At 56.1% G+C, this 24342-nt stretch carries 21 protein-coding genes and 1 riboswitch; of the genes, 12 read left to right on the plus strand and 9 right to left on the minus strand.

Going from position 1 to position 24342, the window contains the following annotated elements; genetic code table 11:
- Position 1: 1 nt before the first annotated feature.
- The gene (locus FHC49_RS17785; protein WP_220440463.1) at positions 2–925 is read right to left on the minus strand and encodes a sugar-binding transcriptional regulator; all 924 of its coding nucleotides are present in this window, start codon (positions 923–925) and stop codon (positions 2–4) included.
- Positions 926–1144: 219 nt separating this feature from the next.
- Between FHC49_RS17785 and rluF the strand changes: the two genes are divergently transcribed.
- Positions 1145–2023: a 23S rRNA pseudouridine(2604) synthase RluF gene (rluF, locus tag FHC49_RS17790; RefSeq protein ID WP_185668431.1), complete on the plus strand. Its 879-nt coding sequence runs from the start codon at positions 1145–1147 to the stop codon at positions 2021–2023.
- Here the strand turns inward: rluF and FHC49_RS17795 are convergent.
- The 3 genes from FHC49_RS17795 to lysC all read right to left on the minus strand — a co-directional run bounded on the left by FHC49_RS17795 (position 2020) and on the right by lysC (position 4754).
- Positions 2020–2292 (minus strand): DUF3811 domain-containing protein, encoded by a 273-nt coding sequence (locus FHC49_RS17795; protein ID WP_220440464.1) that lies wholly within the window; start codon positions 2290–2292, stop codon positions 2020–2022. The two genes, rluF and FHC49_RS17795, sit on opposite strands and share 4 nt — an antisense overlap.
- 93 nt (positions 2293–2385) lie before the next feature.
- Entirely contained in the window at positions 2386–3312 is a 927-nt protein-coding gene (panS, locus tag FHC49_RS17800) for a ketopantoate/pantoate/pantothenate transporter PanS (RefSeq protein WP_220440465.1), read from the minus strand.
- Between the two features lie 92 nt (positions 3313–3404).
- The gene (lysC, locus tag FHC49_RS17805) at positions 3405–4754 is read right to left on the minus strand and encodes a lysine-sensitive aspartokinase 3 (protein ID WP_185668434.1); all 1350 of its coding nucleotides are present in this window, start codon (positions 4752–4754) and stop codon (positions 3405–3407) included.
- A gap of 114 nt (positions 4755–4868) precedes the next feature.
- Positions 4869–5066, minus strand: a riboswitch (Lysine riboswitch).
- Between the two features lie 243 nt (positions 5067–5309).
- On the opposite strand from lysC, the gene pgi reads away from it, so the two are divergent.
- From pgi to FHC49_RS17830, 5 genes are all read left to right on the plus strand, one after another.
- Entirely contained in the window at positions 5310–6959 is a 1650-nt protein-coding gene (gene pgi, locus FHC49_RS17810) for a glucose-6-phosphate isomerase (protein ID WP_220440466.1), read from the plus strand.
- 336 nt (positions 6960–7295) lie between these two features.
- Positions 7296–7547, plus strand: a complete 252-nt coding sequence (gene yjbE / locus FHC49_RS17815; protein ID WP_220440467.1) for an exopolysaccharide production protein YjbE — start codon at positions 7296–7298, stop codon at positions 7545–7547.
- A 61-nt stretch (positions 7548–7608) separates the two neighbouring features.
- Positions 7609–8247, plus strand: a complete 639-nt coding sequence (locus FHC49_RS17820) for a YjbF family lipoprotein (RefSeq protein WP_220440468.1) — start codon at positions 7609–7611, stop codon at positions 8245–8247.
- The gene (locus FHC49_RS17825) at positions 8244–8981 is read left to right on the plus strand and encodes a capsule biosynthesis GfcC family protein (RefSeq protein ID WP_220440469.1); all 738 of its coding nucleotides are present in this window, start codon (positions 8244–8246) and stop codon (positions 8979–8981) included. Before FHC49_RS17820 ends, FHC49_RS17825 begins: the two co-directional genes overlap by 4 nt.
- Positions 8981–11077, plus strand: a complete 2097-nt coding sequence (locus tag FHC49_RS17830) for a YjbH domain-containing protein (protein ID WP_220440470.1) — start codon at positions 8981–8983, stop codon at positions 11075–11077. The genes FHC49_RS17825 and FHC49_RS17830 overlap by 1 nt, the downstream gene beginning before the upstream one ends.
- A 96-nt stretch (positions 11078–11173) precedes the next feature.
- Here FHC49_RS17830 and FHC49_RS17835 read toward each other — a convergent pair whose 3' ends face one another.
- A complete protein-coding gene (locus FHC49_RS17835) occupies positions 11174–11629 on the minus strand; it encodes an acyltransferase (protein ID WP_220440471.1) in 456 nt (151 codons plus the stop codon).
- Positions 11630–11860: 231 nt separating this feature from the next.
- Between FHC49_RS17835 and psiE the strand changes: the two genes are divergently transcribed.
- Complete coding sequence (psiE, locus tag FHC49_RS17840) at positions 11861–12271, plus strand: phosphate-starvation-inducible protein PsiE (protein WP_035896861.1); 411 nt, start codon at positions 11861–11863, stop codon at positions 12269–12271.
- A 155-nt stretch (positions 12272–12426) separates the two neighbouring features.
- On the opposite strand, the gene malG is transcribed toward psiE, so the two are convergent.
- The 3 genes from malG to malE all read right to left on the minus strand — a co-directional run bounded on the left by malG (position 12427) and on the right by malE (position 16129).
- Complete coding sequence (malG, locus tag FHC49_RS17845) at positions 12427–13317, minus strand: maltose ABC transporter permease MalG (protein WP_185668440.1); 891 nt, start codon at positions 13315–13317, stop codon at positions 12427–12429.
- Between the two features lie 13 nt (positions 13318–13330).
- Positions 13331–14875, minus strand: coding sequence for a maltose ABC transporter permease MalF (gene malF / locus FHC49_RS17850; RefSeq protein ID WP_185668441.1), 1545 nt, complete (start codon positions 14873–14875; stop codon positions 13331–13333).
- Positions 14876–14938: 63 nt separating this feature from the next.
- Positions 14939–16129: a maltose/maltodextrin ABC transporter substrate-binding protein MalE gene (malE, locus tag FHC49_RS17855; protein WP_185668442.1), complete on the minus strand. Its 1191-nt coding sequence runs from the start codon at positions 16127–16129 to the stop codon at positions 14939–14941.
- 371 nt (positions 16130–16500) lie between these two features.
- On the opposite strand from malE, the gene malK reads away from it, so the two are divergent.
- The 5 genes from malK to ubiA all read left to right on the plus strand — a co-directional run bounded on the left by malK (position 16501) and on the right by ubiA (position 21680).
- Positions 16501–17610 carry a maltose/maltodextrin ABC transporter ATP-binding protein MalK gene (gene malK, locus FHC49_RS17860; RefSeq protein ID WP_220440472.1) on the plus strand — a complete coding sequence of 370 codons (1110 nt, stop codon included), beginning with the start codon at positions 16501–16503 and terminating at the stop codon, positions 17608–17610.
- A gap of 101 nt (positions 17611–17711) precedes the next feature.
- Entirely contained in the window at positions 17712–19049 is a 1338-nt protein-coding gene (locus tag FHC49_RS17865; RefSeq protein ID WP_220440473.1) for a maltoporin, read from the plus strand.
- 115 nt (positions 19050–19164) lie between these two features.
- A complete protein-coding gene (gene malM, locus FHC49_RS17870; protein WP_185668445.1) occupies positions 19165–20097 on the plus strand; it encodes a maltose operon protein MalM in 933 nt (310 codons plus the stop codon).
- Positions 20098–20295: 198 nt separating this feature from the next.
- Positions 20296–20793, plus strand: coding sequence for a chorismate lyase (gene ubiC / locus FHC49_RS17875; RefSeq protein ID WP_220440474.1), 498 nt, complete (start codon positions 20296–20298; stop codon positions 20791–20793).
- A gap of 14 nt (positions 20794–20807) precedes the next feature.
- Positions 20808–21680 carry a 4-hydroxybenzoate octaprenyltransferase gene (ubiA, locus tag FHC49_RS17880; protein ID WP_185668447.1) on the plus strand — a complete coding sequence of 291 codons (873 nt, stop codon included), beginning with the start codon at positions 20808–20810 and terminating at the stop codon, positions 21678–21680.
- Between the two features lie 146 nt (positions 21681–21826).
- Here the strand turns inward: ubiA and plsB are convergent, their stop codons facing one another.
- Positions 21827–24256, minus strand: a complete 2430-nt coding sequence (gene plsB / locus FHC49_RS17885; RefSeq protein WP_220440475.1) for a glycerol-3-phosphate 1-O-acyltransferase PlsB — start codon at positions 24254–24256, stop codon at positions 21827–21829.
- Between the last annotated feature and the right edge of the window lie 86 nt (positions 24257–24342).

Consider the following 24342-nt stretch of genomic DNA (forward strand, 5'->3'; position numbering starts at 1 on the left):
TTTACTGCACTAAATATTCTGCGGTGGCCCGGTCGGTGACCAGCGCGTTGATATGCTGCCCGCGCAGCGCACCAAGGATAGCGGCATGCTTCTCTTCACCGCTTGCCAGGCCGATGATATAGCGAGCCTGCTTTAAGGTTTTGAGCTCAATGGAGAGCGTTTTGTCCTGCATTGCGGTAGCAACGGGCGTGCCGTCAGCGGCAAAAAAGCGCGAGCAGATATCTCCTGCCACCTGAAGCGCCTCCAGCTCATCGCTTTGCGCATTACCGTAAAATGCCTGCCAGTTGGCCGCATGACGAATAGCGGGGGAGCCGATGCCAACCAGCGCGATGTCCAGACGCTGCCAGTACTCGGCCAGCGTCTGAAAATGCGGAGATTGCATGATGCCCTGGCGAATCAGCGGGTTATCCAGCAAAGCCGGGAAGTCAGCGAGATACGACTCGCCCTTGAGTCGTGTGGCGGCGCTGTAGGTCAGCGTGTTGACGTGGTAGCGGCTAGGAAGCTTGCCAGAGGGGCCGCCAACGATAGGCACGCACACCAGCGGACGAGGCTGACTGGACTGCGGTAACGCCTCGACCAGCGCGCTGACCGCGCGGCCCCAGCCGAAACCAATCACGGCGTTCGGCGACAGCAGCCGTTCAAACAGCTGCGCGCCGTAAATTCCTGTCTCGCTCTCCAGCGGTGCCACGACGGCCTCTTTCAGGCCAAATTTCTGCTTCAGCCGCTCTTCCAGCCACAGGCTATCGTTGTAGTCATAGTTGATGGCGATGGTCACGATGCCCAGCTCGCGCCCGCGTTTGAGCAGGCGGCTGATGGTAGTGCGATAAATCCCCAGCTGGTGGGCGATTTGCGCCTGCGTCATCTCCTGCTCGTAATAAAGCTGGGCAATTTTCACGATCAGGCGGATATCGTCGCTGTTTTCCATTGAAGTGGCTGACTCCTGCACATATGTGCAAAGCGTAAAAACGGGTTCTCGATCTGGTATAACGCCGTCATGCCGGGAGTTCAAGCGTATTTATGGAAAAGCCGCTGGTCATAGGCATGCACTTTTGTGCAGAAAGGGCGTGATGAAAACAATGATTTGTCGCGGACTATTTTTTCTCACCCGAAAGGTAGGGTATATTTCGCTTTTACAGGAGAATTTATGCTGCCAGACTCATCCACCCGATTAAATAAATACATCAGCGAAAGCGGCATCTGCTCGCGTCGCGAAGCGGATCGCTTTATCGAACAAGGCAACGTCTTTATCAACGGTAAGCGCGCCACCATTGGCGATCAGGTTGTGCCGGGCGACGTTGTGAAAGTGAACGGTCGATTGATTGAGCCGCGGGAAGCGGATGATCTGGTGCTGATTGCGCTGAATAAACCCGTCGGTATCGTCAGTACCACCGAAGACGGCGAGCGCGACAACATTGTGGATTTCGTTAACCACAGCAAGCGTATCTTCCCGATTGGCCGTCTGGATAAAGACTCCCAAGGGCTGATTTTCCTCACCAACCACGGCGACCTGGTGAACAAGATCCTGCGTGCCGGCAACGACCACGAGAAAGAGTATCTGGTCACCGTCGACAAGCCGGTTACCGATGAATTTATTCGCGGGATGGGCGCGGGCGTACCGATTCTGGGTACGGTGACGAAGAAGTGTAAGGTGAAGAAAGAGGCGCCTTTCGTCTTCCGTATTACCCTGGTGCAGGGCTTAAACCGTCAGATTCGCCGCATGTGCGAACACTTCGGTTTTGAAGTGACCAAGCTCGAGCGTACGCGCATTATGAACGTCAGCCTGACGGGGATCCCGCTGGGTGAGTGGCGCGACCTGACCGACGATGAGCTGGTGGATTTGTTCAAGCTGATTGAAAATTCCTCCTCCGAAGCTAAGCCGAAGGTGAAGGCCAAGCCGAAAACCGCCGGTATCAAGCGCCCGGTGGTGAAGATGGAAAAGACCAGCGAGAAACCAGCGCGCCCGGCGGGCAATGGAAACGGTAAGCGTTTCACTGCGCCGGGACGTAAAAAGAAAGGCCGTTAACGCCTGCCGCGCGTCGGCGTGTTCGCCGACCACGAAAACGAACTTTCGCTATCCGGTTTATAAGCCTGCTGTTTTTTCACCTGGCGGGCTTTCTTCGCTTCGGCTTCGCGCTGAACCATCAGCTTATCGATGTACTCCTTTTTCACGCTATTGGTTTCCGCGTTGGACAGCGGACGGCCATGCGCAATGCGCGCGCGGTCGAGCAGGGTTTTCAGTTCACGCTGCTCGCGCTCGGTCATCTCTTTTTGCGTAATGCGGGGGAGTGCCATAAGGGTTGCCCTCAATCGGATAGTTAACCCAGTGTACGGCAAAGGGGCATATCTTTGTAGCCCGGCCAGGCAAAGCGCCGCCGGGCTACGAGTTTATTTTTGCTTTGTCTGCTTGATAGGCTTCCCTGACCAGTACCCCGCCAGCAGTGACCCAGACAGGTTATGCCATACGGAGAACAGTGCGCCCGGAAGCGCGGCCAGCGGCCCGAAGTAGATTTTCCCCAGCGCCGCGGCAAGCCCGGAGTTCTGCATGCCGACCTCAATGGCTAGCGTGCGGCAGGTCGACTCATCAAAACCAAACAGACGACCACCCCAGTAACCGCCGAGCAGGCCGATGGTGTTGTGCAGAATAACCGCGATAATCACCATAAAGCCTACGGACGCGATATGCGACGCGGAACCGGCGACCACTGCGCTGATAATCGCCAGAATGCAGACCATCGAAAACGCTGGCAGATAAGGCTCTACTGCTTTCACCACGCGTGGGAACAGGTGGTGGATAACCAGACCCATAGCAATCGGGATCACCACAATCTGCAGAATGCTGAGCAGCATACCCATCACATCGACCTGAATATGCGCATCGACGTACAGGCGGGTCAGTAACGGCGTGGCGACCACGCCAACCAGCGTGGAGACGGACGAAATAGTGACCGACAGTGCCACATCGCCCTTCGCCAGAAAGATCATCACGTTCGACGCGGTTCCACTGGCCACGCTACCCACCAGCACCATCCCGGCGGACAGCTCCGGCGGCATATGGAAAGCCAGCGCCAGCAGCCAGGCAGCGAGCGGCATCACCAGATAGTGCAGGAAAATCCCCGCCGCAACTGGCGCAGGTCGTGACAGTACGCGTTTAAAATCGTCCACCTTTAGATGCACGCCCATGCCGAACATAATCAGCATCAGCAGCGAGGGAACCAGCGGCCCAATAGGCGTGAAGGTAGTGGGAGTGAAGTAGGCAATAACAGAGAGCAGCAGCGCCCATAACGGGAACAGCCGGGTGATTACGGGGAGCATGTTGTATTCCTTGCGATATATTGGTGTTGTGTTGTTATAAAAAAGCCGGGTTCGAGCCCGGCTATAGTTATTGTTTATCGCGTGGTGAAATATTATTCAAACAAATTATGATGAAGTTTCTGCACCACCTGCTCGGCTTCCGCGCCCGGTACCAGGAAACATAGGTTATAGCTGGATGCGCCGTAGCAAATCATGCGGATGTTGAACGGCTCAAGCACGCCAAACACCTCTTTACCCACGCCGCAGGCTTTCGACAGGTTGTTACCAATCAACGCCACCAACGCCAGGTTCTCTTCCACTTCTACGCGGCACAGCGCCGACAGTTCCATCAGCAATGACTGCGTCAGCAGCGTGTCGCCGGTAGAAGTTGAACCGGTGGTATCCAGCGTCAGCGCAACACTCACTTCAGAGGTGGTGATCAGATCGACAGAGATGCTGTGGCGCGCCAGAATGCCGAACACTTCCGCCAGGAAGCCGCGGGAGTGCAGCATGTTCAGGCTGTGCAGGGTCAGCAGGGTCTGCTTGCGGCGCAGCGCCAGCGCGCGGAACAGCGGCGGGTTGGCGGTTTTATTGCACACCATGGTGCCGCCAGCTTTTGGATCTTTGCTGGAACCGACAAACACCGGAATATCGCTGCGAACGGCAGGCAGCAGGGTGGCCGGATGCAGCACTTTCGCGCCAAAGGTCGCCAGTTCAGCGGCCTCTTCAAAAGCGATTTCATCAATACGTTTTGCCGCTGGCACCACACGCGGGTCGGTGGTGTAGATGCCCGGCACGTCGGTCCAGATATCGACGCGGGTCGCATGCAGCGCTTCGCCCAGCAGCGCAGCGGTATAGTCGCTGCCGCCACGGCCAAGCGTGGTAGTACGGCCTTTGCCTTCGCTACCGATAAAGCCCTGGGTGATCACCAGACCTTCTTCGAGACGCGGGGCCAACTGCTGGGTGGCCAGTTCTGCCAGTGCGGCAACGTCCGGCTCGGCGCGGCCAAAGCGGTCGCTGGTACGCATCACTTTACGCACGTCAAACCACTGCGCCTGCACGTGGCGTTCACGCAGAATTTCAACAAACAGCAGGGTGGACATCAGTTCGCCGTGGCTGACCAGTTCATCGGTCAGGGCGGTGGAGGTTGCCAGAGAAGCGGCTTCCGCCAGCGTACCGAGGTTTTCCAGCAGGCGTTCGATTTCATCGCGGATAACGGCAGGATTTGCCAGACGTTCAAGCACGGCGTACTGAATGGCGCGAATGGCTTCCAGTTTGGCCTGACGCTCAGCTGGTTCCAGCCCTTCGGCGAGGGCAACCAACAGGTTGGTGACGCCCGCCGAAGCAGACAGCACAACCACGCGTACGCTAGCGTCGGAGAGCACCACATCGGCGCTACGGTTCATGGCGTCAAAATCGGCCACGCTGGTGCCACCAAATTTGGCGACGACTAATGCTGTCATAATAACCTCGTGTCAGGGGAGGCCTGGTTTAAATAAACCGGACCAAATTATTCAGCCTTGGCACAAGGGAAGAGCGAAAGACGGGTGGGCGCAGAGCGATAAACAACTACGATTTCACCCAGAAGTGCTCCACCACTTGCGAAACGCCCGACTGCGAACGTTTCTGGTGACAACCCAGGGGATTCAGCCCCTGCAGCCGATGGTGAACGCAACCTGTTGTTCACGCATCTCGGCGTTGCTCCCCCTCAGGTGTTTTCACAGGATTGGTTCCTCCCACACCCTTTACCTGGGCAACGCGCCTCTTCTGGCCTGCGCACGCGCAGGTAGTACCTTTATAAATAAAGGGTTAGCGGGTAGCTTGTCAACGTTGGGGTTATGCGGATTTTTCATGCAGGCGAGCCCCACAGAAACGGGGCTTATAAAGGCTATACTTTTGTCTGTTTTCTGGGCGATTTTGTCAGCCTTAGGGGGGATAACATTAAAACCATCACAATTTTTTGTGACAGGCGCTACAATCGAGGGCAGTTTGATTCTTAAATCAGAAGGGTATTGCTAATGAAAAACATCAACCCAACGCAGACCGCTGCGTGGCAGGCACTACAGAAACACTTCGATGCCATGAAGGACGTGACCATTGCGGAACTGTTCGCCAAAGATGGCGACCGTTTCAGCAAGTTTTCCGCCACCTTCGACGATCAGATGCTGGTCGATTTCTCCAAAAACCGTATTACCGAAGAGACCCTGGCAAAACTGCTGGATCTGGCCAAAGAGACCGATCTGAGCGGCGCGATTAAGTCCATGTTCTCCGGCGAGAAAATCAACCGCACCGAAGACCGTGCCGTGCTGCACGTGGCGCTGCGTAACCGTAGCAATACCCCGATTATCGTTGATGGCAAAGACGTGATGCCGGAAGTGAACGCGGTGCTGGAGAAGATGAAAGCCTTCTCTGAGGCGATCATCTCCGGTCAGTGGAAAGGCTATACCGGCAAATCCATCACTGACGTGGTGAACATCGGTATCGGCGGCTCCGACCTCGGCCCATTCATGGTGACTGAAGCGCTGCGTCCGTACAAAAATCATCTGAATATGCACTTCGTCTCTAACGTCGATGGTACCCACATCGCCGAAGCGCTGAAGAACCTGAACCCGGAAACCACGCTGTTCCTGGTGGCGTCTAAAACCTTCACCACTCAGGAAACCATGACCAACGCCCACAGCGCGCGCGACTGGTTCCTGGCAAGCGCGGGCGATCAGAAGCACGTGGCAAAACACTTCGCTGCGCTGTCTACCAACGGTAAAGCGGTGTCCGAGTTCGGTATCGATACGGCCAACATGTTCGAGTTCTGGGACTGGGTTGGCGGCCGTTACTCACTGTGGTCCGCGATTGGCCTGTCTATCATCCTGTCTGTAGGCTACGACAACTTCGTTGAACTGCTTTCAGGCGCACACGCGATGGATAAGCACTTCTCCACCACCCCGGCGGAGAAAAACCTGCCGGTACTGCTGGCGCTGATCGGCATCTGGTACAACAATTTTTACGGTACCGAAACTGAAGCGATTCTGCCGTACGACCAGTACATGCACCGCTTTGCCGCGTACTTCCAGCAGGGCAACATGGAGTCCAACGGTAAGTATGTTGACCGTAACGGCAACAAAGTTGAGCACCAGACTGGCCCAATCATCTGGGGCGAGCCGGGCACCAATGGCCAGCACGCGTTCTATCAGCTGATCCACCAGGGCACCAAAATCGTACCGTGCGATTTCATCGCCCCGGCCATCACCCACAACCCGCTGACCGACCACCATCCGAAGCTGCTGTCTAACTTCTTCGCTCAGACCGAAGCGCTGGCGTTTGGTAAATCTCGTGAAGTGGTTGAGCAGGAATACCGTGACCAGGGTAAAGACCCAGCAACCCTGGATTACGTGGTACCGTTCAAAGTGTTCGAAGGCAACCGTCCAACCAACTCCATCCTGCTGCGCGAAATTACCCCGTACAGCCTGGGTGCGCTGATTGCCCTGTACGAGCACAAAATCTTCACTCAGGGTGCAATCCTGAACATCTTCACCTTCGACCAATGGGGCGTTGAGCTGGGTAAACAGCTGGCTAACCGCATTCTGCCGGAGCTGAATGATGATAAAGCCATCGACAGCCACGATAGCTCCACCAACGGCCTGATCAACCGTTATAAATCCTGGCGCGCGTAAGGTTATATATTCTCAATGCCGGCGTAATGCCGGCATTTTTTTGTCAGATAATTCCGTATATCTCTGTTTTCTGAATTATATTGATATTGAGTATAATCCTAAATATCACCTATCCCAGGTGTGTGTTTCGGATTAACCGTATATTGCCATTTTTGTATCTTCAATTAACTGATTGTTATTTATTGATATTTTATTTTCTTATATTCCATCTTCATATTTTCCTAAAAAACCTTCTCCTATTTCCCATCACCGAATTCCGTTCATTTGGTTGTGTATACTCGATGACGCCTGAATATTTTCGGGTACATCTCCATTCATCTAATGAAGGGAATATGCATGAAGAAAATCCTCTATGGCATTTTTGCCATATCGGTGTTTGCTGCGGCAAGCGCCAGCGCGGCACCTATTGAAACAGGTGAAGCGGCTGGTGCAGCAGCAACGTCCGTGTCGGCCGGGAGTTCAACCGCCACCAGCGCCAGCACCGTAGGTTCTGCGGTCGGTATGGCGCTGGCAGCGGCTGGCGGCGATGGTTCCAACACCGGGACCACCACCACGACCAGCACGACAACGACCACCCGTACCCAGTAGTAATCGGTACGTTAATCCTAACCACACTTCGGTGTGGTTATTTCGCCCCTGGAGAAGCGTCGTGAAGCGACTTGTTATTCCCCTAATTTGCCTGTTGCTTCAGGCGTGTTCACCCAGCACCAAGGGACTGGGGAAATCGCTTTGGCAAAGCGTATCTGGTGAGTCGGGCGTGCAGCTCACCGATGACGAAATCCAGACCATGCCGTACGCCAGCCAATATATGCAGCTTAATGGCGGCCCGCAGATCTTCGTGGTGCTGGCGTATTCCGAAGAAGGTCAGCAGAAATGGCTGACACAGGACCGGGCGATGCTGGTCACTCAGCATGGACGGCTGGTGAAAACGCAGCTCGGGGGCGACAACCTGCTCACGGTGAATAACCTCGACAACGATCCCCTAGCCCGTCCGAACCAGATTACCGACGGCGCGCGCTGGACGCGGACGATGGGCTGGACCGAGCACCAGCAGGTACGCTATGCCACCGCCACGTCCACCTTCCACTGGGACGATAACGACACGCTGACGATGGTAGGCCAGAACACCGCTGTGCGCGTGCTGGAAGAGGAGGTCACCACCTCTGAAGCGAGCTGGCGCAACCGTTACTGGGTCGATAGCGAAGGTCAAATTCGCCAGTCGGAACAGTACCTCGGCGCGGGGACGTTCCCGGTGAAAACCACGCTTATCAAGGCGGCGAAATCATGAAAAAACCGTTAATTATCGCCGTTATGCTCAGCGCTATCTCCTTTGCCGCCCTGGCGGCAGGCACCGTTGAGGTTCATATCGCCGGAAACGAAAAAACGCTGACCTTAACCCACGCCGAACGACTAGCCGACCTGGTAAGGCAACCGAGGCTGGCGGGAAGTTGGTGGCCCGGCGCGGTAATCACCTCTCCGATGGCAGCTGCTAAAGCCGGGCGTGAACATCAGGCGCTGTTGGCAGAACTTGCCGCGCTGGCGGTGGATGAGGGCGGCAGCGCGGCGGGGGCGATTAATGCTCTGCGCAACCAGTTGCAGGCTATCCCGGTGACCGGACGCTTACTGGTGCCGTTGGACCCTGACACCGTGAGGGTTCACAACAAAAATAACCCGCCGCTCGAAGGCAATTACACCCTGTGGCTGGGGCGCGAGCCTTCCACCGTTACGCTGGTGGGGCTGGTGGATAAACCGGGAAAAATGCCCTTCACGCCGGGGCGCGACGCCGCCAGCTACCTCGATGATGTCAGCCTGCTCAGCGGCGCGGATCGTAGTTACGCCTGGGTGATTTACCCGGACGGGCGCACGCAAAAAGCGCCGGTGGCGTACTGGAATAAGCGGCACGTTGAACCGATGCCCGGCAGCATTCTGTTTGTCGGCTTTGCCGACTCACTGTGGACGAATAAATATGAAGCGCTGAACGCTGAAATCCTTCGCTCCCTGTCGCAGCGGAGACCTGAATAATGAAAAAAGCCTGTCTTTACAGTCTACTGGCTCTATCGGTCAGCGCGGCGTGTCATGCGGAAACTTACCCCGCACCGATTGGCCCCTCGCAGTCAGATTTTGGCGGCGTTGGCCTGCTGCAAACCCCGACGGCGCGCATGGCGCGCGACGGCGAATTCAGCCTGAACTATCGCGATAACGATCAGTACCGCTATTACTCCGCCTCCGCCCAGCTTTTCCCGTGGCTGGAAACCACGCTGCGCTACACCGACGTGCGCACCAAAGACTACAGCAGCGTAGAGGCCTTCTCCGGCTCGCAAACCTATAAAGATAAAGCCTTCGACGTGAAGCTGCGTCTGTGGGAAGAGAGCTACTGGATGCCGCAGGTGGCGGTCGGGGCGCGTGATATCGGCGGTACCGGCCTGTTTGACTCAGAGTATATCGTTGCCAGCAAAGCCTGGGGGCCGTTCGACTTTACCCTCGGCTTAGGCTGGGGCTACCTCGGTACCAGCGGCAACGCGACCAACCCGTTTTGCTCCTACAGTGACAAATACTGCTACCGCGATAATAGCTATCGTAAAGCGGGCTCGGTCGACGGCAGCCAGATGTTCCATGGCCCGGCAGCCTATTTTGGCGGTATTGAGTACCAGACGCCGTGGCAGCCGCTGCGCCTGAAGCTGGAGTATGAAGGTAACAACTACCAGCAGGACTTTGCTGGCAAGCTCGATCAGAAGAGCAAAATTAACGTTGGTGCCATTTATCGCGTTACCGACTGGGCCGACGTGAACCTGAGCTACGAGCGTGGCAATACGGTAATGTTCGGCTTTACCCTACGCACTAACTTTAACGATCTGCGTCCGTCCTATAACGACAACGCGCGCCCGACCTACCGACCTCAGCCGCAGGATCCGATCCTCCAGCATTCGGTGGTGGCGAACCAACTCACCCAGCTTAAGTACAACGCCGGATTTGCGGCACCGAATATTCAGGTGCAGGGCGACACGCTGTACGTCACCGGTGAGCAGGTGAAGTACCGTGATTCGCGTGAAGGGATCGAACGTGCCAATCGGATCATTGCCAACGATCTTCCGGAAGGGATCCGCACGATCCGCATTACCGAAACGCGGCTGAATCTGCCGGAAGTGACCACGGAAACCGATGTGGCGAGCCTGCAACGGCATCTTGCCGGGGAGCCGCTTGGCCAGGAGACGCCGCTGGAGCAAAAACGCGTCACGCCAATCGTGCCGGATAAAACCGAGCAGGGCTGGTATATCGACAAATCGCGCTTTGATTTCCATATCGACCCGGTGCTTAGCCAGTCTATCGGCGGGGCGGAAAGCTTCTATATGTACCAGGTGGGCGTAATGGGCTCGGCGGACTGGTGGGTGACCGACCACCTGCTGACCAGCGGCAGCCTGTTTGCCAACGTGGCGAACAACTACGATAAATTTAACTACACCAACCCACCGAAGGACTCAACCCTGCCGCGCGTGCGTACGCATATCCGTGAATACGTGCAGAACGATGTGTACGTGAATAACCTGCAGGCGAACTACTTCCAGTACCTGGGTAATGATTTCTACGGCCAGGTCTACGGTGGCTATCTGGAAACCATGTACGGCGGCGCGGGGGCGGAAGTGCTCTATCGCCCGGTGGACAGTAACTGGGCCTTTGGTCTGAACGCCAACTACGTGAAGCAGCGTGACTGGCGCAGCGCGCAGGACATGATGAAGTTTACCGACTACAGCGTAAAAACCGGTCATCTCACCGCCTATTGGACGCCATCGTTCGCGCAGGATGTGCTGGTGAAAGCCAGCGTCGGGCAGTATCTGGCGGGAGATAAAGGCGGTACGCTGGATATCTCGAAACACTTCGACAGCGGCATTGTGGTGGGCGCATACGCCACCATTACCAACGTTTCGGCGGACGAGTATGGCGAAGGGGAGTTCACCAAAGGGGTTTACGTGAATATCCCGATGGATCTCTTCACCTCCGGCCCAACCCGCAGCCGTGCGGTGGTTGGCTGGACGCCGCTGACGCGCGACGGCGGTCAGATGCTGGGTCGCAAGTTCGAGCTGTATAACATGACCGGCGATAGAAGCCAGAACTTCAGATAACGTGCATCCCGTAGCCCGGACGAGGCGTTTACGCCGACTCCGGGGAGTACCGAACCGAACCCGGCGGCGCTTCGCTTGGCCGGGCTACAATTGGTTTTATAACCGCCGCAACAACCGCGCTGGATTCCCGGCGTACACCCCTTTCTCTTCAATGGAGCGGGTCACCACACTGCCCGCGCCAATCACCACGCCATCGCAAATCGACACCGCAAGGATGGTCGCACCGCTGCCGATAGAAACGTTGTTGCCAATCGTAATCCGCCCCCAGCTTTCGCGGTCGGCGTTGGGCTTGCCCTCGCGGAACATATCGTTGGCAAACATCACCCCGTGGCCGATAAAGCAGTCGCGTCCGACGGTGACGTACTCGCAGATAAAGGTGTGCGACTGGATTTTGCTGTTGGCACCAATCCGCGTATTACCCTGAATCTCGACAAACGGGCCGATAAAAACGTTATCCCCAAGCGTGCAATCATAGAGGTTGGCGGGTTCGTAGATAACCACGTTTTCCCCACAGGTAACGTTGCGTGTATCGACCTGGCGAATGCTTTGCATGTACCGTCTACTCCTGATGATAAACAGATGTTGATTGTGCCAGCAGGCCACGCGCAGAGGTAAGGGATAAGGGGATAAAGTGTGCGGTGAGGCAGAGTTTAAGGTTCTCCCGTGAGGGCTGGCCATGAATACGCAGACGGTTTATGGAGCTTCAGGATGGATAAAAAAGTAGATCCAGATCACATTTCTGCGCTATACAAAGATCTCGGCCTAGAAAAAGAGGAGCTAGCCATGACGTCACTCTCTCGTCCCCGCGTTGAGTTTATCTCCACCATTCTGCAGACCGTGCTGAACCTGGGCCTGCTCAGCCTTGGCTTGATCCTGGTCGTGTTCCTCGGCAAAGAGACATTACACCTGGCGGACGTGCTGTTCGCTCCTGAGAGCACCAGCAAGTACGAGCTGGTAGAAGGGCTGGTGGTCTATTTCCTCTATTTTGAATTTATCGCCTTGATTGTGAAGTACTTCCAGTCTGGCTTTCACTTCCCGCTACGCTACTTTGTCTATATCGGTATTACCGCGATTGTGCGGCTGATTATCGTCGACCATAAATCACCGCTGGACGTGCTGATTTACTCCGCCGCCATTCTGCTGCTGGTGATTACGCTGTGGCTGTGCAATTCGAAGCGGCTGAAACGAGAATAAAGCCCGCACGTTTGTAGCCCGGCCAAGCGAAGCGCCGCCGGGAACGACTCGGAGGCTACCGATACCTGCAAAAGGCGCTCCATAGGAGCGCCAAACAGTCACAAGTTAGGGTACGTTCAAGTTGAGGATAATAGCAGTGGCATTGCTGATGAAAATTAGCCCTTCACGCCCCCGGCCGTCAGGCCATTCACCAGCCAGCGCTGCGCCAGCAGGAAGACCACGGTAATCGGGATAGCGGAAAGTACGGCCGCCGCGGCAAAGTCACCCCACAGGTAGTTTTGCGGGTTGAGGTATTGCTGCATACCAACGGCCAGGGTGTAGCTGTTCACATCACGCAGCAGCAGTGATGCAACCGGAACTTCGGTGATCGCGGCGATAAACGACAGGATAAACACCACCGCCAGAATCGGTACCGACAGCGGCAGCAGAACCAGACGGAACGCCTGCCATGGGGTAGCGCCATCCAGCGCCGCCGCTTCTTCCAGAGAACCATCAATCGTTTCGAAGTAGCCTTTAATCGTCCAGACGTGCAGCGCGATACCGCCGAGGTAGGCGAAGATCACGCCGCCGTGGGTGTTCAGACCGATAAACGGAATGTACTGGCCCAGACGGTCAAACAATGCGTACAGGGCAACCAGCGACAGCACCGCCGGGAACATCTGGAAAATCAGCATCCCTTTCAGCAGCGTAGCTTTGCCCGGGAAGCGCATGCGGGCAAACGCATAGGCACAGGTGGTGGAGAGCGTCACGATGCCAATCGCAGTGATACCGGCGATTTTCACCGAGTTCCACAGCCACAACAGGACCGGGAACGGCGGCGGCGTTACGCGCCCATCGGCGTGCTCAACGCTGAAGCCCAGCGCCAGCTTCCAGTGCTCCCAGGAGATGTTCTCCGGGATCAGGCTGCCGGTGGCGAAGTTACCTTCGCGCAGTGAAATCGCGATAACCATCAGCAGCGGGAACATAATCGCCGCAATGAAAATCAGCAGCAGAAGGTGCGTGGTAAAGAGACGCAGTTTCTGAGATTTGGGTTGTACCATAGCCATGTTCGAGTCTCCCTTAATCAAACTTCATGCGCGTGGCTTTCAGGTTCACTATCGCAAGCGCACCGACCAGCAGGAAGATAAGCGTCGCAATCGCTGCCGCCAGGCCGAAGTCCTGGCCGCCGCCGCCTTCAAAGGCGATACGGTAGGTATAGCTCACCAGCAGATCGGTATAGCCAGCCGGCGTGGTGGTGCCGAGACGGTCCGGGCCGCCGTTGGTCAACAGCTGAATCAGCACGAAGTTGTTAAAGTTAAAGGCGAAGCTGGCGATCATCAGCGGCGTCAGCGGCTTAATCAGCAGCGGTAACGTAATCTTGAAGAAGTTCTGGAACGGGCCCGCGCCATCCATTGCCGACGCTTCATACAGGTCGTCCGGAATTGCCTTCAGCAGGCCCATGCACAGGATCATCATGTACGGGTAGCCGAGCCAGGTGTTGACGATCACAATCATCGAACGCGCGGTGGTCGGGTCGCTGAACCAAGCCGGTTTGATACCGAACAGCGCGCTCAGCATCATGTTGATTTCGCCAAAGCTCTGGTTGAACAGCCCTTTGAAAATCAGAATCGAGATAAACGACGGTACGGCGTACGGCAGAATCAACAGCACGCGGTAGATGGCTTTGCCCTTCAGTGATTCCCACTGTACGAGGCAGGCCAGCACCATACCGACGGCGACGGTCAGAATGACGGTCAGCACCGAGAAGACCACCGTCCAGACGAAGATAGCGAAGAACGGCTTCTGGATGCCTTCGTCGGTGAAGACGCGGGTGAAGTTGTCCCAGCCGATACCGACGGTGTAGCCAGGGCTCAGCTTCTCATCGCCCCAGGAACCGTCGGCGTTCACCGTCTGGTAGAAACCGACGTCGTTGTTAGGACGGTATTTTACGCCGCTCTGGTTGTTGGTCAGCAGGCCGTCATCGGCCAGGGTGTAGAGTGGCTGGGTGCCAGAGAACTGGCGCAGCGAGCTCATGGTGACTTTGCTTTCATCCGGCAGCACGGCGGTCAGTTGGTTCAGCGCCTGACGGTTTTGGGTGATCACGCGTAGCTGCGCGCGCTCGCTGGTCGGCAGCGCTTCAGTCTCTTTCAACTGCAGCTTCTGCTCGCCGCCAATCTTAAAGCTGTCGGAGAGGTAATTTTTGCCGCTCTCGCCGTCGGTGAGGGCCAGTTGCCACTCATCACCCGCCGGGAACAGGCTGAAGTTGTAGGTTTTGCCCGCCTGATAAGAACGGTCCATCAGCACCTGCTGGGCGCGTTCAAAGGTGAGCTGGTTGGTGCTGCTGTAGTTGGTAAAGGCGATGGCGATGGTGCAAATCAGTGGGAACAGGACGAACAGCCCCATCCCGGCCATACCAGGGTAAACGTAGCGCCAGGCGTAGGTTTTACGGTTGGCGAAAATATACAGGCCCGCTGAGCTTAAGATCAGCGTCATGATGGCGAACAGGTACTCCCCTTGTGCGTACATTAAAACTACAAGGTAACCCACCAGCAAGCCCAGCAGACCAATCACTGACCATTTCAGCGTGTCGCTTTGCCACCAATGTTTCTTTTTAATGACATCCATGGGGATCTTCCTCTACAGCGTTTGAGCTTTTCCCCTCTCCCTGAGGGAGAGGGGATAAAAACATTACTTGGTGATACGACCCTGCGCGTCCTTCAGCGCTGCATCGACGGTCTGACGACCGCTTGCGGCGTTGATGACCGCGGTACGAACGGCATACCAGAATGCAGACATCTGTGGGATGTTCGGCATGATTTCGCCTTTCTGGGCGTTATCCATGGTGGCCGCGATACGCGGATCTTTCGCTAAGGTATCCTGGAAGGATTTCAGCGCAACGGCGCCCAGCGGTTTGTCCTTGTTCACTTCTTCCAGACCCTGGTCGGTCAGCAGGTAGTTTTCGAGGAACTCTTTCGCCAGCTCTTTGTTCGGGCTCGCAGCGTTGATACCGGCGCTCAGCACGCCTACGAACGGTTTAGACGGCTTGCCTTTGAAGGTTGGCAGCAGCGTAACACCGTAGTTAACTTTGCTCTTGTCGATGTTTGACCACGCCCACGGACCGTTGATGGTCATCGCCGTTTCGCCCTTGTTGAAGGCTGCTTCCGCGATGGAGTAATCGGTATCCGCGTTCATGTGCTTGTTCTTGATAAGGTCAACCAGGAAGGTCAGGCCCGCTTTCGCGCCAGCGTTGTCCACGCCCACGTCTTTCACGTCATACTTGCCGTTTTCAAACTTGAACGCGTAACCACCGTCGGCAGCGATCAGCGGCCAGGTGAAGTACGGTTCTTGCAGGTTGAACATCAGCGCAGATTTGCCTTTCGCCTTCAGCGTCTTATCCAGCGCAGGGATCTCTTCCCAGGTTTTTGGTGGATTTGGCACGAGGTCTTTGTTGTAAATCAGCGACAGCGCTTCAACCGCGATTGGGTAAGCGATCAGCTTGCCGTTGTAGCGAACGGCATCCCAGGTGAACGGGTAGAGCTTGTCCTGGAACGCTTTGTCTGGGGTGACTTCTGCCAGCAGGCCAGACTGCGCGTAGCCGCCAAAGCGGTCATGCGCCCAGAAGATGATGTCCGGGCCGTCACCGGTCGCGGCAACCTGCGGGAATTTTTCTTCCAGCTTATCCGGGTGTTCTACGGTGACTTTAATCCCCGTATCTTTCTCAAATTTCTTACCTACCTCGGCCAGGCCGTTATAGCCTTTGTCGCCGTTGATCCAGATAACCAGCTTTCCCTCTTCAATTTTTGCCAGGGCAGAGGCGGAAAACATCATCGTGGTCAATGCGGACAGCGCGAGGATGCGAGCGCCAGTTTTAATTTTCATATATCCCGTCCTTTCTAGGTGATGTACTCGTGGATACACAGAGGTGGTTTAACGTCGATGAGTTTCCTTTTTTAGCAACCCCTTTCCATCCTCCTGGAGTCTACGCCCTAGGGGTCTGTAGTGTGATCTCCGTAACATAAATCCCCGTTATGCGTCTTGGCGCACAAAAAAAAGCGCCGTTTTTTGCAGGCCCCATCACGATTTTCGTTTTGATGAGATGTCATCGGGGGCAGAGCGCCCCTTCTCATCCTCCCGTCTCCTCCCCCATAAAAAACCGGGGGGGTGGAGGATTCACCGAATGGATGTGTACGGCATAGTCAGCCCATCTTGAATGTTTCTGTTGGTGACAAGTTGTAACGAGGGAGAAGGGCATGGCGAACGTACAGCTACGCAATGTAACGAAAGCCTGGGGCGACGTGGTGGTATCAAAAGATATCAACCTCGACATCCAGGAAGGGGAGTTCGTGGTGTTTGTCGGGCCATCCGGCTGCGGTAAATCGACGTTGCTGCGTATGATCGCGGGCCTCGAAACCATCACCAGCGGTGATTTGTTCATCGGCGAAACCCGCATGAACGATATCCCACCAGCCGAACGCGGCGTGGGCATGGTGTTCCAGTCCTACGCGCTGTATCCCCATCTGTCCGTCGCCGAAAACATGTCCTTTGGCCTGAAGCTGGCCGGTGCCAAAAAAGAGATTATCAACCAGCGCGTGACCCAGGTCGCTGAAGTGCTGCAGTTAGCCCATCTTCTGGAACGTAAACCGAAAGCCCTGTCCGGCGGCCAGCGCCAGCGCGTGGCGATTGGTCGTACGCTGGTGGCCGAGCCGCGCGTCTTCCTGCTGGATGAACCCCTTTCTAACCTGGACGCCGCGCTGCGCGTTCAGATGCGTATTGAAATCTCCCGTCTGCACAAACGGTTAGGCCGCACGATGATTTACGTCACCCACGATCAGGTCGAAGCGATGACGCTGGCCGACAAAATCGTGGTGCTGGACGCCGGTCGCGTGGCGCAGGTCGGGAAACCGCTGGAACTGTATCACTACCCGGCAGACCGCTTTGTTGCAGGCTTCATTGGCTCGCCGAAGATGAACTTCCTGCCGGTCAAAGTCACCGCTACCGCCATCGACCAGGTGCAGGTCGAGCTGCCGAACCGTCAGCAGATCTGGTTACCGGTGGAGAGTAACAACGTTCAGGTTGGCGCCAACATGTCACTGGGCATTCGCCCGGAACACCTGCTGCCGAGCCACATCGCTGATGTGACGCTGGAAGGGGTGGTCAACGTTGTCGAGCAGCTTGGTCACGAAACGCAAATTCATATCCAGATCCCTGCCATCCGTCAAAACCTGATCTATCGCCAGAACGACGTGGTGTTGGTTGAAGAGGGAGCCACATTCGCTATCGGTTTGCCGCCAGAGCGCTGTCATCTGTTCCGTGAGGATGGCACCGCATGTCGTCGGCTGCACAAAGAGCCAGGCGTTTAAAGAAGTCCCATAAAACAAAACAAGCATGAAGCTCTTACGTCGCCAGCGATAAGGCAAGAAGGGTGGAATGTTCAAGAAAAGCAATGATCTCAGGAGATAGAATGATGATTACTCTGCGCAAACTCCCCGTGGCGGTTGCCGTCGCAGCAGGCATTATGTCTGCTCAGGCAATGGCCGTAGATTTCCATGGTTACGCGCGTTCCGGCATTGGCTGGACGGGCAGCGGCGGTGAACAACAGTGCTTCCAGGCAACCGGTGCCGGCAGTAAATACCGTCTCGGTAACGAATGTGAAACCTATGCCGAAATTAAATTAGGTCAGGAAGTGTGGAAAGAGGGCGATAAGAGCTTCTACTTCGACACCAACGTGGCTTACTCCGTAGCACAGCAGAACGACTGGGAATCCACTGACCCAGCGTTCCGTGAAGCGAACGTCCAGGGTAAAAACCTGATCGAATGGCTGCCAGGATCCACCATCTGGGCCGGTAAGCGCTTCTACCAGCGTCATGACGTTCACATGATCGACTTCTACTACTGGGATATCTCTGGTCCTGGTGCCGGTATCGAAAACGTTGACCTGGGCTTCGGTAAGCTCTCTCTGGCAGCGACTCGCTCCTCTGAAGCAGGCGGTTCTTCTTCCTTCGCCAGCAACGACATCTATGATTACACCACCCGTACTGCGAACGACGTCTTTGACGTTCGTTTAGCGCAGATGGAAGTTAACCCAGGCGGCACCCTGGAACTGGGTGTGGACTATGGCCGTGCTAACGAGCGTGATGGCTACTATCTGGTTGATGGCGCATCAAAAGATGGCTGGATGTTCACTGCAGAACATACTCAGAGCATGCTGAAAGGCTACAACAAGTTTGTTGTTCAGTACGCTACTGACTCCATGACCTCTCAGGGCAAAGGTCTGTCACAGGGTTCCAGTATTGGCACTACTGACGGTATCAACTATGCGATGAACAACAACGGCCACCTGGTGCGTGTTCTGGATCATGGTGCGATCTCGCTGGGTGAAAACTGGGATCTGATGTATGTCGGTATGTACCAGGACATCAGCTGGGATAACAAGAACGGAACCAAGTGGTATACCGTGGGCGTTCGTCCAATGTACAAGTGGACGCCAATCATGAGTACCCTGCTGGAAGTCGGCTACGACAACGTCAAATCTCAGCAAACTGGCGATACCAACAACCAGTACAAAATCACCCTGGCACAACAGTGGCAGGCTGGCGACAGCATCTGGTCTCGTCCGGCAATCCGCGTGTTCGCAACCTACGCCAAGTGGGATGAAAAATGGGGCTATGCGCCAACGGGTAATGGCACCATTTCTGGCTACACACCTGGCGTAGCATACAGCGATACTGCTGCGAAGAGCTTTAGCCGTGGCGACAGCGACGAGTTCTCCTTCGGTGCTCAGATGGAAATCTGGTGGTAATTCAGCACTAACCTGAAGCAATAAACTGACGAGGGGCGAAAGCCCCTCTGTTCCGTAAGGTTTAGCGCGCTATTGCCTGGCTACCGCTAGACTGACGATTTCTGAGGTCATCATAATGAAAATGAAAAAAAGTCTCGTTGCTCTGTGCTTATCCGCGGGATTGCTGGCGAGCGTTCCGGGTATCAGCCTTGCGGACGTCAACTATGTGCCGCAAAACACCAGCGCCGCGCCAACTATCCCAACCTCGGCCCTCCAGCAGCTGACCTGGACGCCGGTCGATCAATCTAAAGTGCAGTCCACCCAAATTTCTACCGGTGGTCAGAGCCTGAACGTACCGGGCATCACCGGTAACGTCGTGGCCTACAGCGTGCCGGCCAATATTGGCGAACTCACGCTGACGCTGACCAGCGAAGTGAACAAACAAACCAACGTCTTTGCGCCGAACGTGCTGATTCTCGATCAGAACATGACGCCATCTGCTTTCTTCCCAAGCAGCTACTTTACCTATCAGGCACCGGGCGTGATGAGCGCCGACCGTCTGGAAGGCGTTATGCGCCTGACCCCTGCACTGGGCCAGCAAAAGCTGTACGTCCTGGTCTTTACCACGGATAAAGATCTCCAGCAGACCACTACATTGCTGGATCCGGCTAAAGCCTACGCCAAAGGCACCGGCAACGCGGTACCGGATATCCCAGACCCGGTGGCAAAACACACCACTGACGGCCTCGTGAAGCTGAAGGTAAAAACCAACAGCAGCTCCAGCGTGCTGGTAGGCCCACTGTTTGGCTCCTCCGGCCCGGCACCGGTCACCGTGGGTAACACCGCAAGTGCGCCTGCCGCCGCTCCGGTGGTTGCGCCAGTCGCGGCTCCAGCGGCGAAAGCTGAGCCGATGCTGGATGACACGGAAACCTACTTCAACAACGGTATTAAACAGGCGGTAGCGAAAGGGGATATCGACAAAGCCCTGAAGCTGATGAATGAAGCCGAACGCCTGGGCTCGAAATCTGCTCGTTCCACCTTTATCGGCGCTGTAAAAGGCAAGGGGTAAGCTTTACCCCGCAGCGCTGATGTTTAGGCGAAGCCTTTTGGTGTGCCCATCCGGGCACGCCATTTTTCTACACTCCATAGCGTGACAACAAACTGTTGCACTGCTGTTGCGCTAATGATCGTATTTGACCATTCCTGCACCCCCTCCCGCTGTGTTCTGCGATACAATGGCCAGAAGCTATGTATTGGAGAGACAGGCATGTCGCACCCCGCACTGACGCAACTCCGCGCACTGCGCTATTTTGACGTCATTCCCCCGTTCGAATCGGCACAGCGTGACTGGCTGATGCTGGAAGATTCCATGACCAAACGGTTTGAGCAGTTCGGGAAACCCGTTAGCGTCACGCTGCTGAATGAAGCCTTCGTGGGCCGGGACGCGCTGGACGGTGAGCAGCATTTGTTGCCGGATGAACCTCGCTATTGGCTGCGAGAAATATTATTGTGCGTGGGCGACGAACCCTGGCTTGCCGGGCGTACCGTGGTGCCGGAGTCGACGCTGTGCGGCCCGGAGCTGGCGCTACAGCAACTGGGGCAAACGCCGCTCGGGCGCTATCTGTTTACGTCATCGACGTTGACCCGGGATTTTATCGAAATAGGGTGTCATGATGCGCTGTGGGGGCGACGTTCCCGCCTGCGTCTGAGCGGTAAACCGCTGCTGCTGACGGAGCTTTTTTTACCCGCATCGCCGCTGTACTAAGAGGAAGAAGAAAAATGGAGTGGAGTCTTAGGTCGAATAAGCTGCTCGCTTACCATCGACTCATGCGTACGGACAAACCGATTGGCGCGCTATTGCTGCTGTGGCCGACGCTGTGGGCGCTATGGGTGGCTTCCCCAGGCGTGCCGCCGCTGTGGATCCTGGCGGTGTTTGTCGCCGGCGTCTGGCTGATGCGCGCCGCGGGCTGCGTGGTGAATGACTATGCGGATCGCAAATTTGACGGCCACGTAAAGCGTACCGCTAATCGGCCGCTGCCGAGCGGAGCGGTGACGGAGAAAGAGGCCCGTACGCTGTTTATCGTGCTGGTGCTGCTCTCCTTCATACTGGTGCTGACCCTCAACACCATGACTATCCTGCTGTCGATTGCCGCGCTGGCATTGGCGTGGGTTTACCCGTTTATGAAGCGCTATACCCATCTGCCGCAGGTGGTGCTAGGCGCGGCGTTCGGCTGGTCTATCCCGATGGCCTTTTCCGCCGTCAGCGAAACGCTGCCGCTGAGCTGCTGGCTGATGCTGCTGGCTAACATCCTGTGGGCGGTGGCCTACGACACACAGTACGCGATGGTTGACCGCGACGACGATGTGAAAATCGGCATTAAATCGACGGCGATTCTATTCGGCGATAACGACCGCCTGATTATCGGTATTCTGCAGGCGTGCGTGCTGGGGCTGATGGCGCTTATCGGCTGGCTGAACGGTCTGCATTGGGAGTTTTACTGGTCAATTCTGATTGCTGGCGCGCTGTTTGTTTACCAGCAGAAGCTGATTCGCCACCGCGAACGTGGGCCATGCTTCCAGGCGTTTCTGAATAATAACTACGTGGGGCTGGTGTTGTTTATTGGCCTGGCGATGAGTTACTGGCAGATCTGATACAGGTATTGCCGAAACGCCTTATCCGGCCTACAAACCGTTGCCCGACCCGTAGCCCGGCCAAGCGAAGCGCCGCCGGGATTGGCTCGGAGCCTACAAAATCAACGGATAAAAAAATCCCCGGTCTCAGCCGGGGATTTTTGTTTTTACTGCGCCGCCTCTTCCTGCGTCACACTCTCAATCGTCAAGCGCACGTCTGAGGTAATCAGGCTTGCCATCATCTGGTACACCTTCATCGTCTCTTCCGGTTCGGCATCGCCGCTGTCGCTGATATAGCCTTCATCGCGCAGGGTTAACACCAGAGAAGAGAACACCGCTTTATCGAAGAACTCCGGCGAGTTGATACCGTGCAGCACCGAGAGACGCTGAGCCAGCGTCCGGCTCTCTTTCTCCAGCGTACTGCGGTTCATCGACGGGTTGCCGCTCAGCAGCCAGAAGGTGATCGCATAACGCTGCAGCGTTTCGCGCGCGCCGGCAGCCAGCAGCTGCAGGGTGCGGGAATGGGAAGCGTTGATACGCAGCTCGCCGTTGTGCTCGGTAAGCATCTCCTGACGAACCATCTCCGCAATCAGCGTATCGATAACCGCTGGCAGCTCCGCGCGATCCCAGCGCAGGAACAGCTCGGCTTTCAGCATCGGATACAGCGTATCGATAATGCTCAGCACCTGCTCGCGGGAAATCTCGCGATGCTGGGTCATAATCGATGCCAGCAGCGACGGCATGATCAGCATATGCGCGATGTTGTTGCGGTAGTAGGTCATCAGCACCGCCTGCTCGCGCGGCAGAATGATGATGTCGCCGATGGTGTCCTTCTCGACTTCGAACTTGTTCATCTGCAGCGCGTGATCGATAAGCTCGCTGGCAGAAGACGTTGGAGCCGTCGCATCAGGCGCATACGGTGCGTTACGCAGCAGCGCCAGATAGCAATCGAGCTGCTGAGTCAGCTGCTCGCGCGTCAGTGAACGCTGACGAGAAGCCAGCAGCGCGGTACAGCACAGGTTCATGGCGTTTGCCGCGCCTGCGTTGTTGATACGCACCATCAGCTCAGCCGCCATCTTGTTGACGGTCGGCGTCAGCCAGGCAGGACGCACGGCTTCGATCGGGTCGATAGACTCGCGCCACTCCGGCACATGGTGGTTCAGATAGGTCATCAGCGGCATCGGTTCGCCGAAGTTGACGTAGCCCTGGCCCAGATTACGCAGCTTGCTCAAGCCGCGCAGCATCTGCGGTAAGCTCTCTTTCTCTTTGGTCGCGCCGCGCAGTTCTTTCGCGTAGGTGCCCACTTCCATCACGTGTTCGTAGCCGATGTAAATCGGCACTAATGTGATAGGACGGGAACCGCCGCGCAGCATCGCCTGAATGGTCATCGACAGGGTGCCGGTTTTCGGATCCAGCAGACGACCGGTACGGGAACGCCCGCCTTCCACAAAGTACTCCACGGAGTAACCGCGGCTGAACAGCTCGCCGAGGTATTCGCGGAACACGGTGGAATAGAGCTTGTTACCCTTAAAGGTACGGCGAATAAAGAAGGCGCCCAGGCGGCGGAAAATCGGGCCTGCTGGCCAGAAGTTCAGGTTGATACCAGCAGCAATGTGTGGCGGCACCAGCCCCTGGTGATAGAGCACGTAAGAGAGCAGCAGGTAGTCCATGTGGCTGCGGTGACACGGCACATAGACAATTTCATGCCCGTCGTGCGCCAGCTGGCGTACGCGCTCGGCGTTGTGAACGTTAATGCCCTGGTACAAACGGTTCCAGGTGAAGCTGAGGATGCGGTCGGTCAGACGAATCATCTCGTAGGAGAAGTTCGCGGCGATCTCTTCCATCAGCGCAATGGCGTTCTGCTGCGCTTTCTCGTGGGAAATTTTCTTGCTGCGCGCTTCGTCTTCCACCGCTTTGGCGATTGCTTTTGACGCCAGCAGCTTCTTGAAAAGGTCATGACGAGCAGGAAGACGCGGGCCGACCGCCGCCAGACGCTGACGAGCAAAGTGCATACGCGCGACGCGAGCCAGTTTCTGAGCGATAGTTTTATCGGTACCGTGTTCGTCAGCCATGCGGCGCAGAGAGACGGAAGGTGAGAAACGGACAAAGCTGTCGCGGCCAAGCCAGGAGACGGCAAAGAACTTCTGGAAGCCGTTCAGCATACGCAGCGGCGGGTTAACCTCGCCTTTTTCGCGTCCTGGGGAGCGACCAAACATCACCGATACCGGCACCATTTGCACATCCAGGTCAGGATTGCTGCGGTGCAAGTCGAGATAGTCGTGGAACAGTTTGATCGACTCTTCTTTCGGCGTGTAGTAGGTGAACACGCGCGGGCCGCCGTGGATAAAGACGTAGCGCGGCAGCAGCGTACCGTCGATCTCAAGCGGTTCAAGCGGGTCGGGTAAATCGTGCGCCAGGCACTGAGCGCGCAGCGTCAGCAAGTCAGCCTTAGAGTTATAAGGCAGGACGTACATAATAGGACGCGACGTATCAAGCCCCAATTCCTGGGCAGGTTGTGCCGGAATAGACTTGCTCTTTACCAGAACACTTAATGGTAAATTCAGTAATTTGTAGTAAATTCGTGGCCAGCCGGACATAAACGATGTAAAGCCTCTGGTTAATCATGCAAATGCGCGGCAAGAATATCAGAAAGTCCGTAAAATTTCTGTTCTACCGCCTCATA

Origin of the sequence: Kluyvera sp. EC_51 (assembly GCF_019584505.1) — a bacterium.
Lineage (GTDB): Bacteria > Pseudomonadota > Gammaproteobacteria > Enterobacterales > Enterobacteriaceae > Kluyvera > Kluyvera sichuanensis.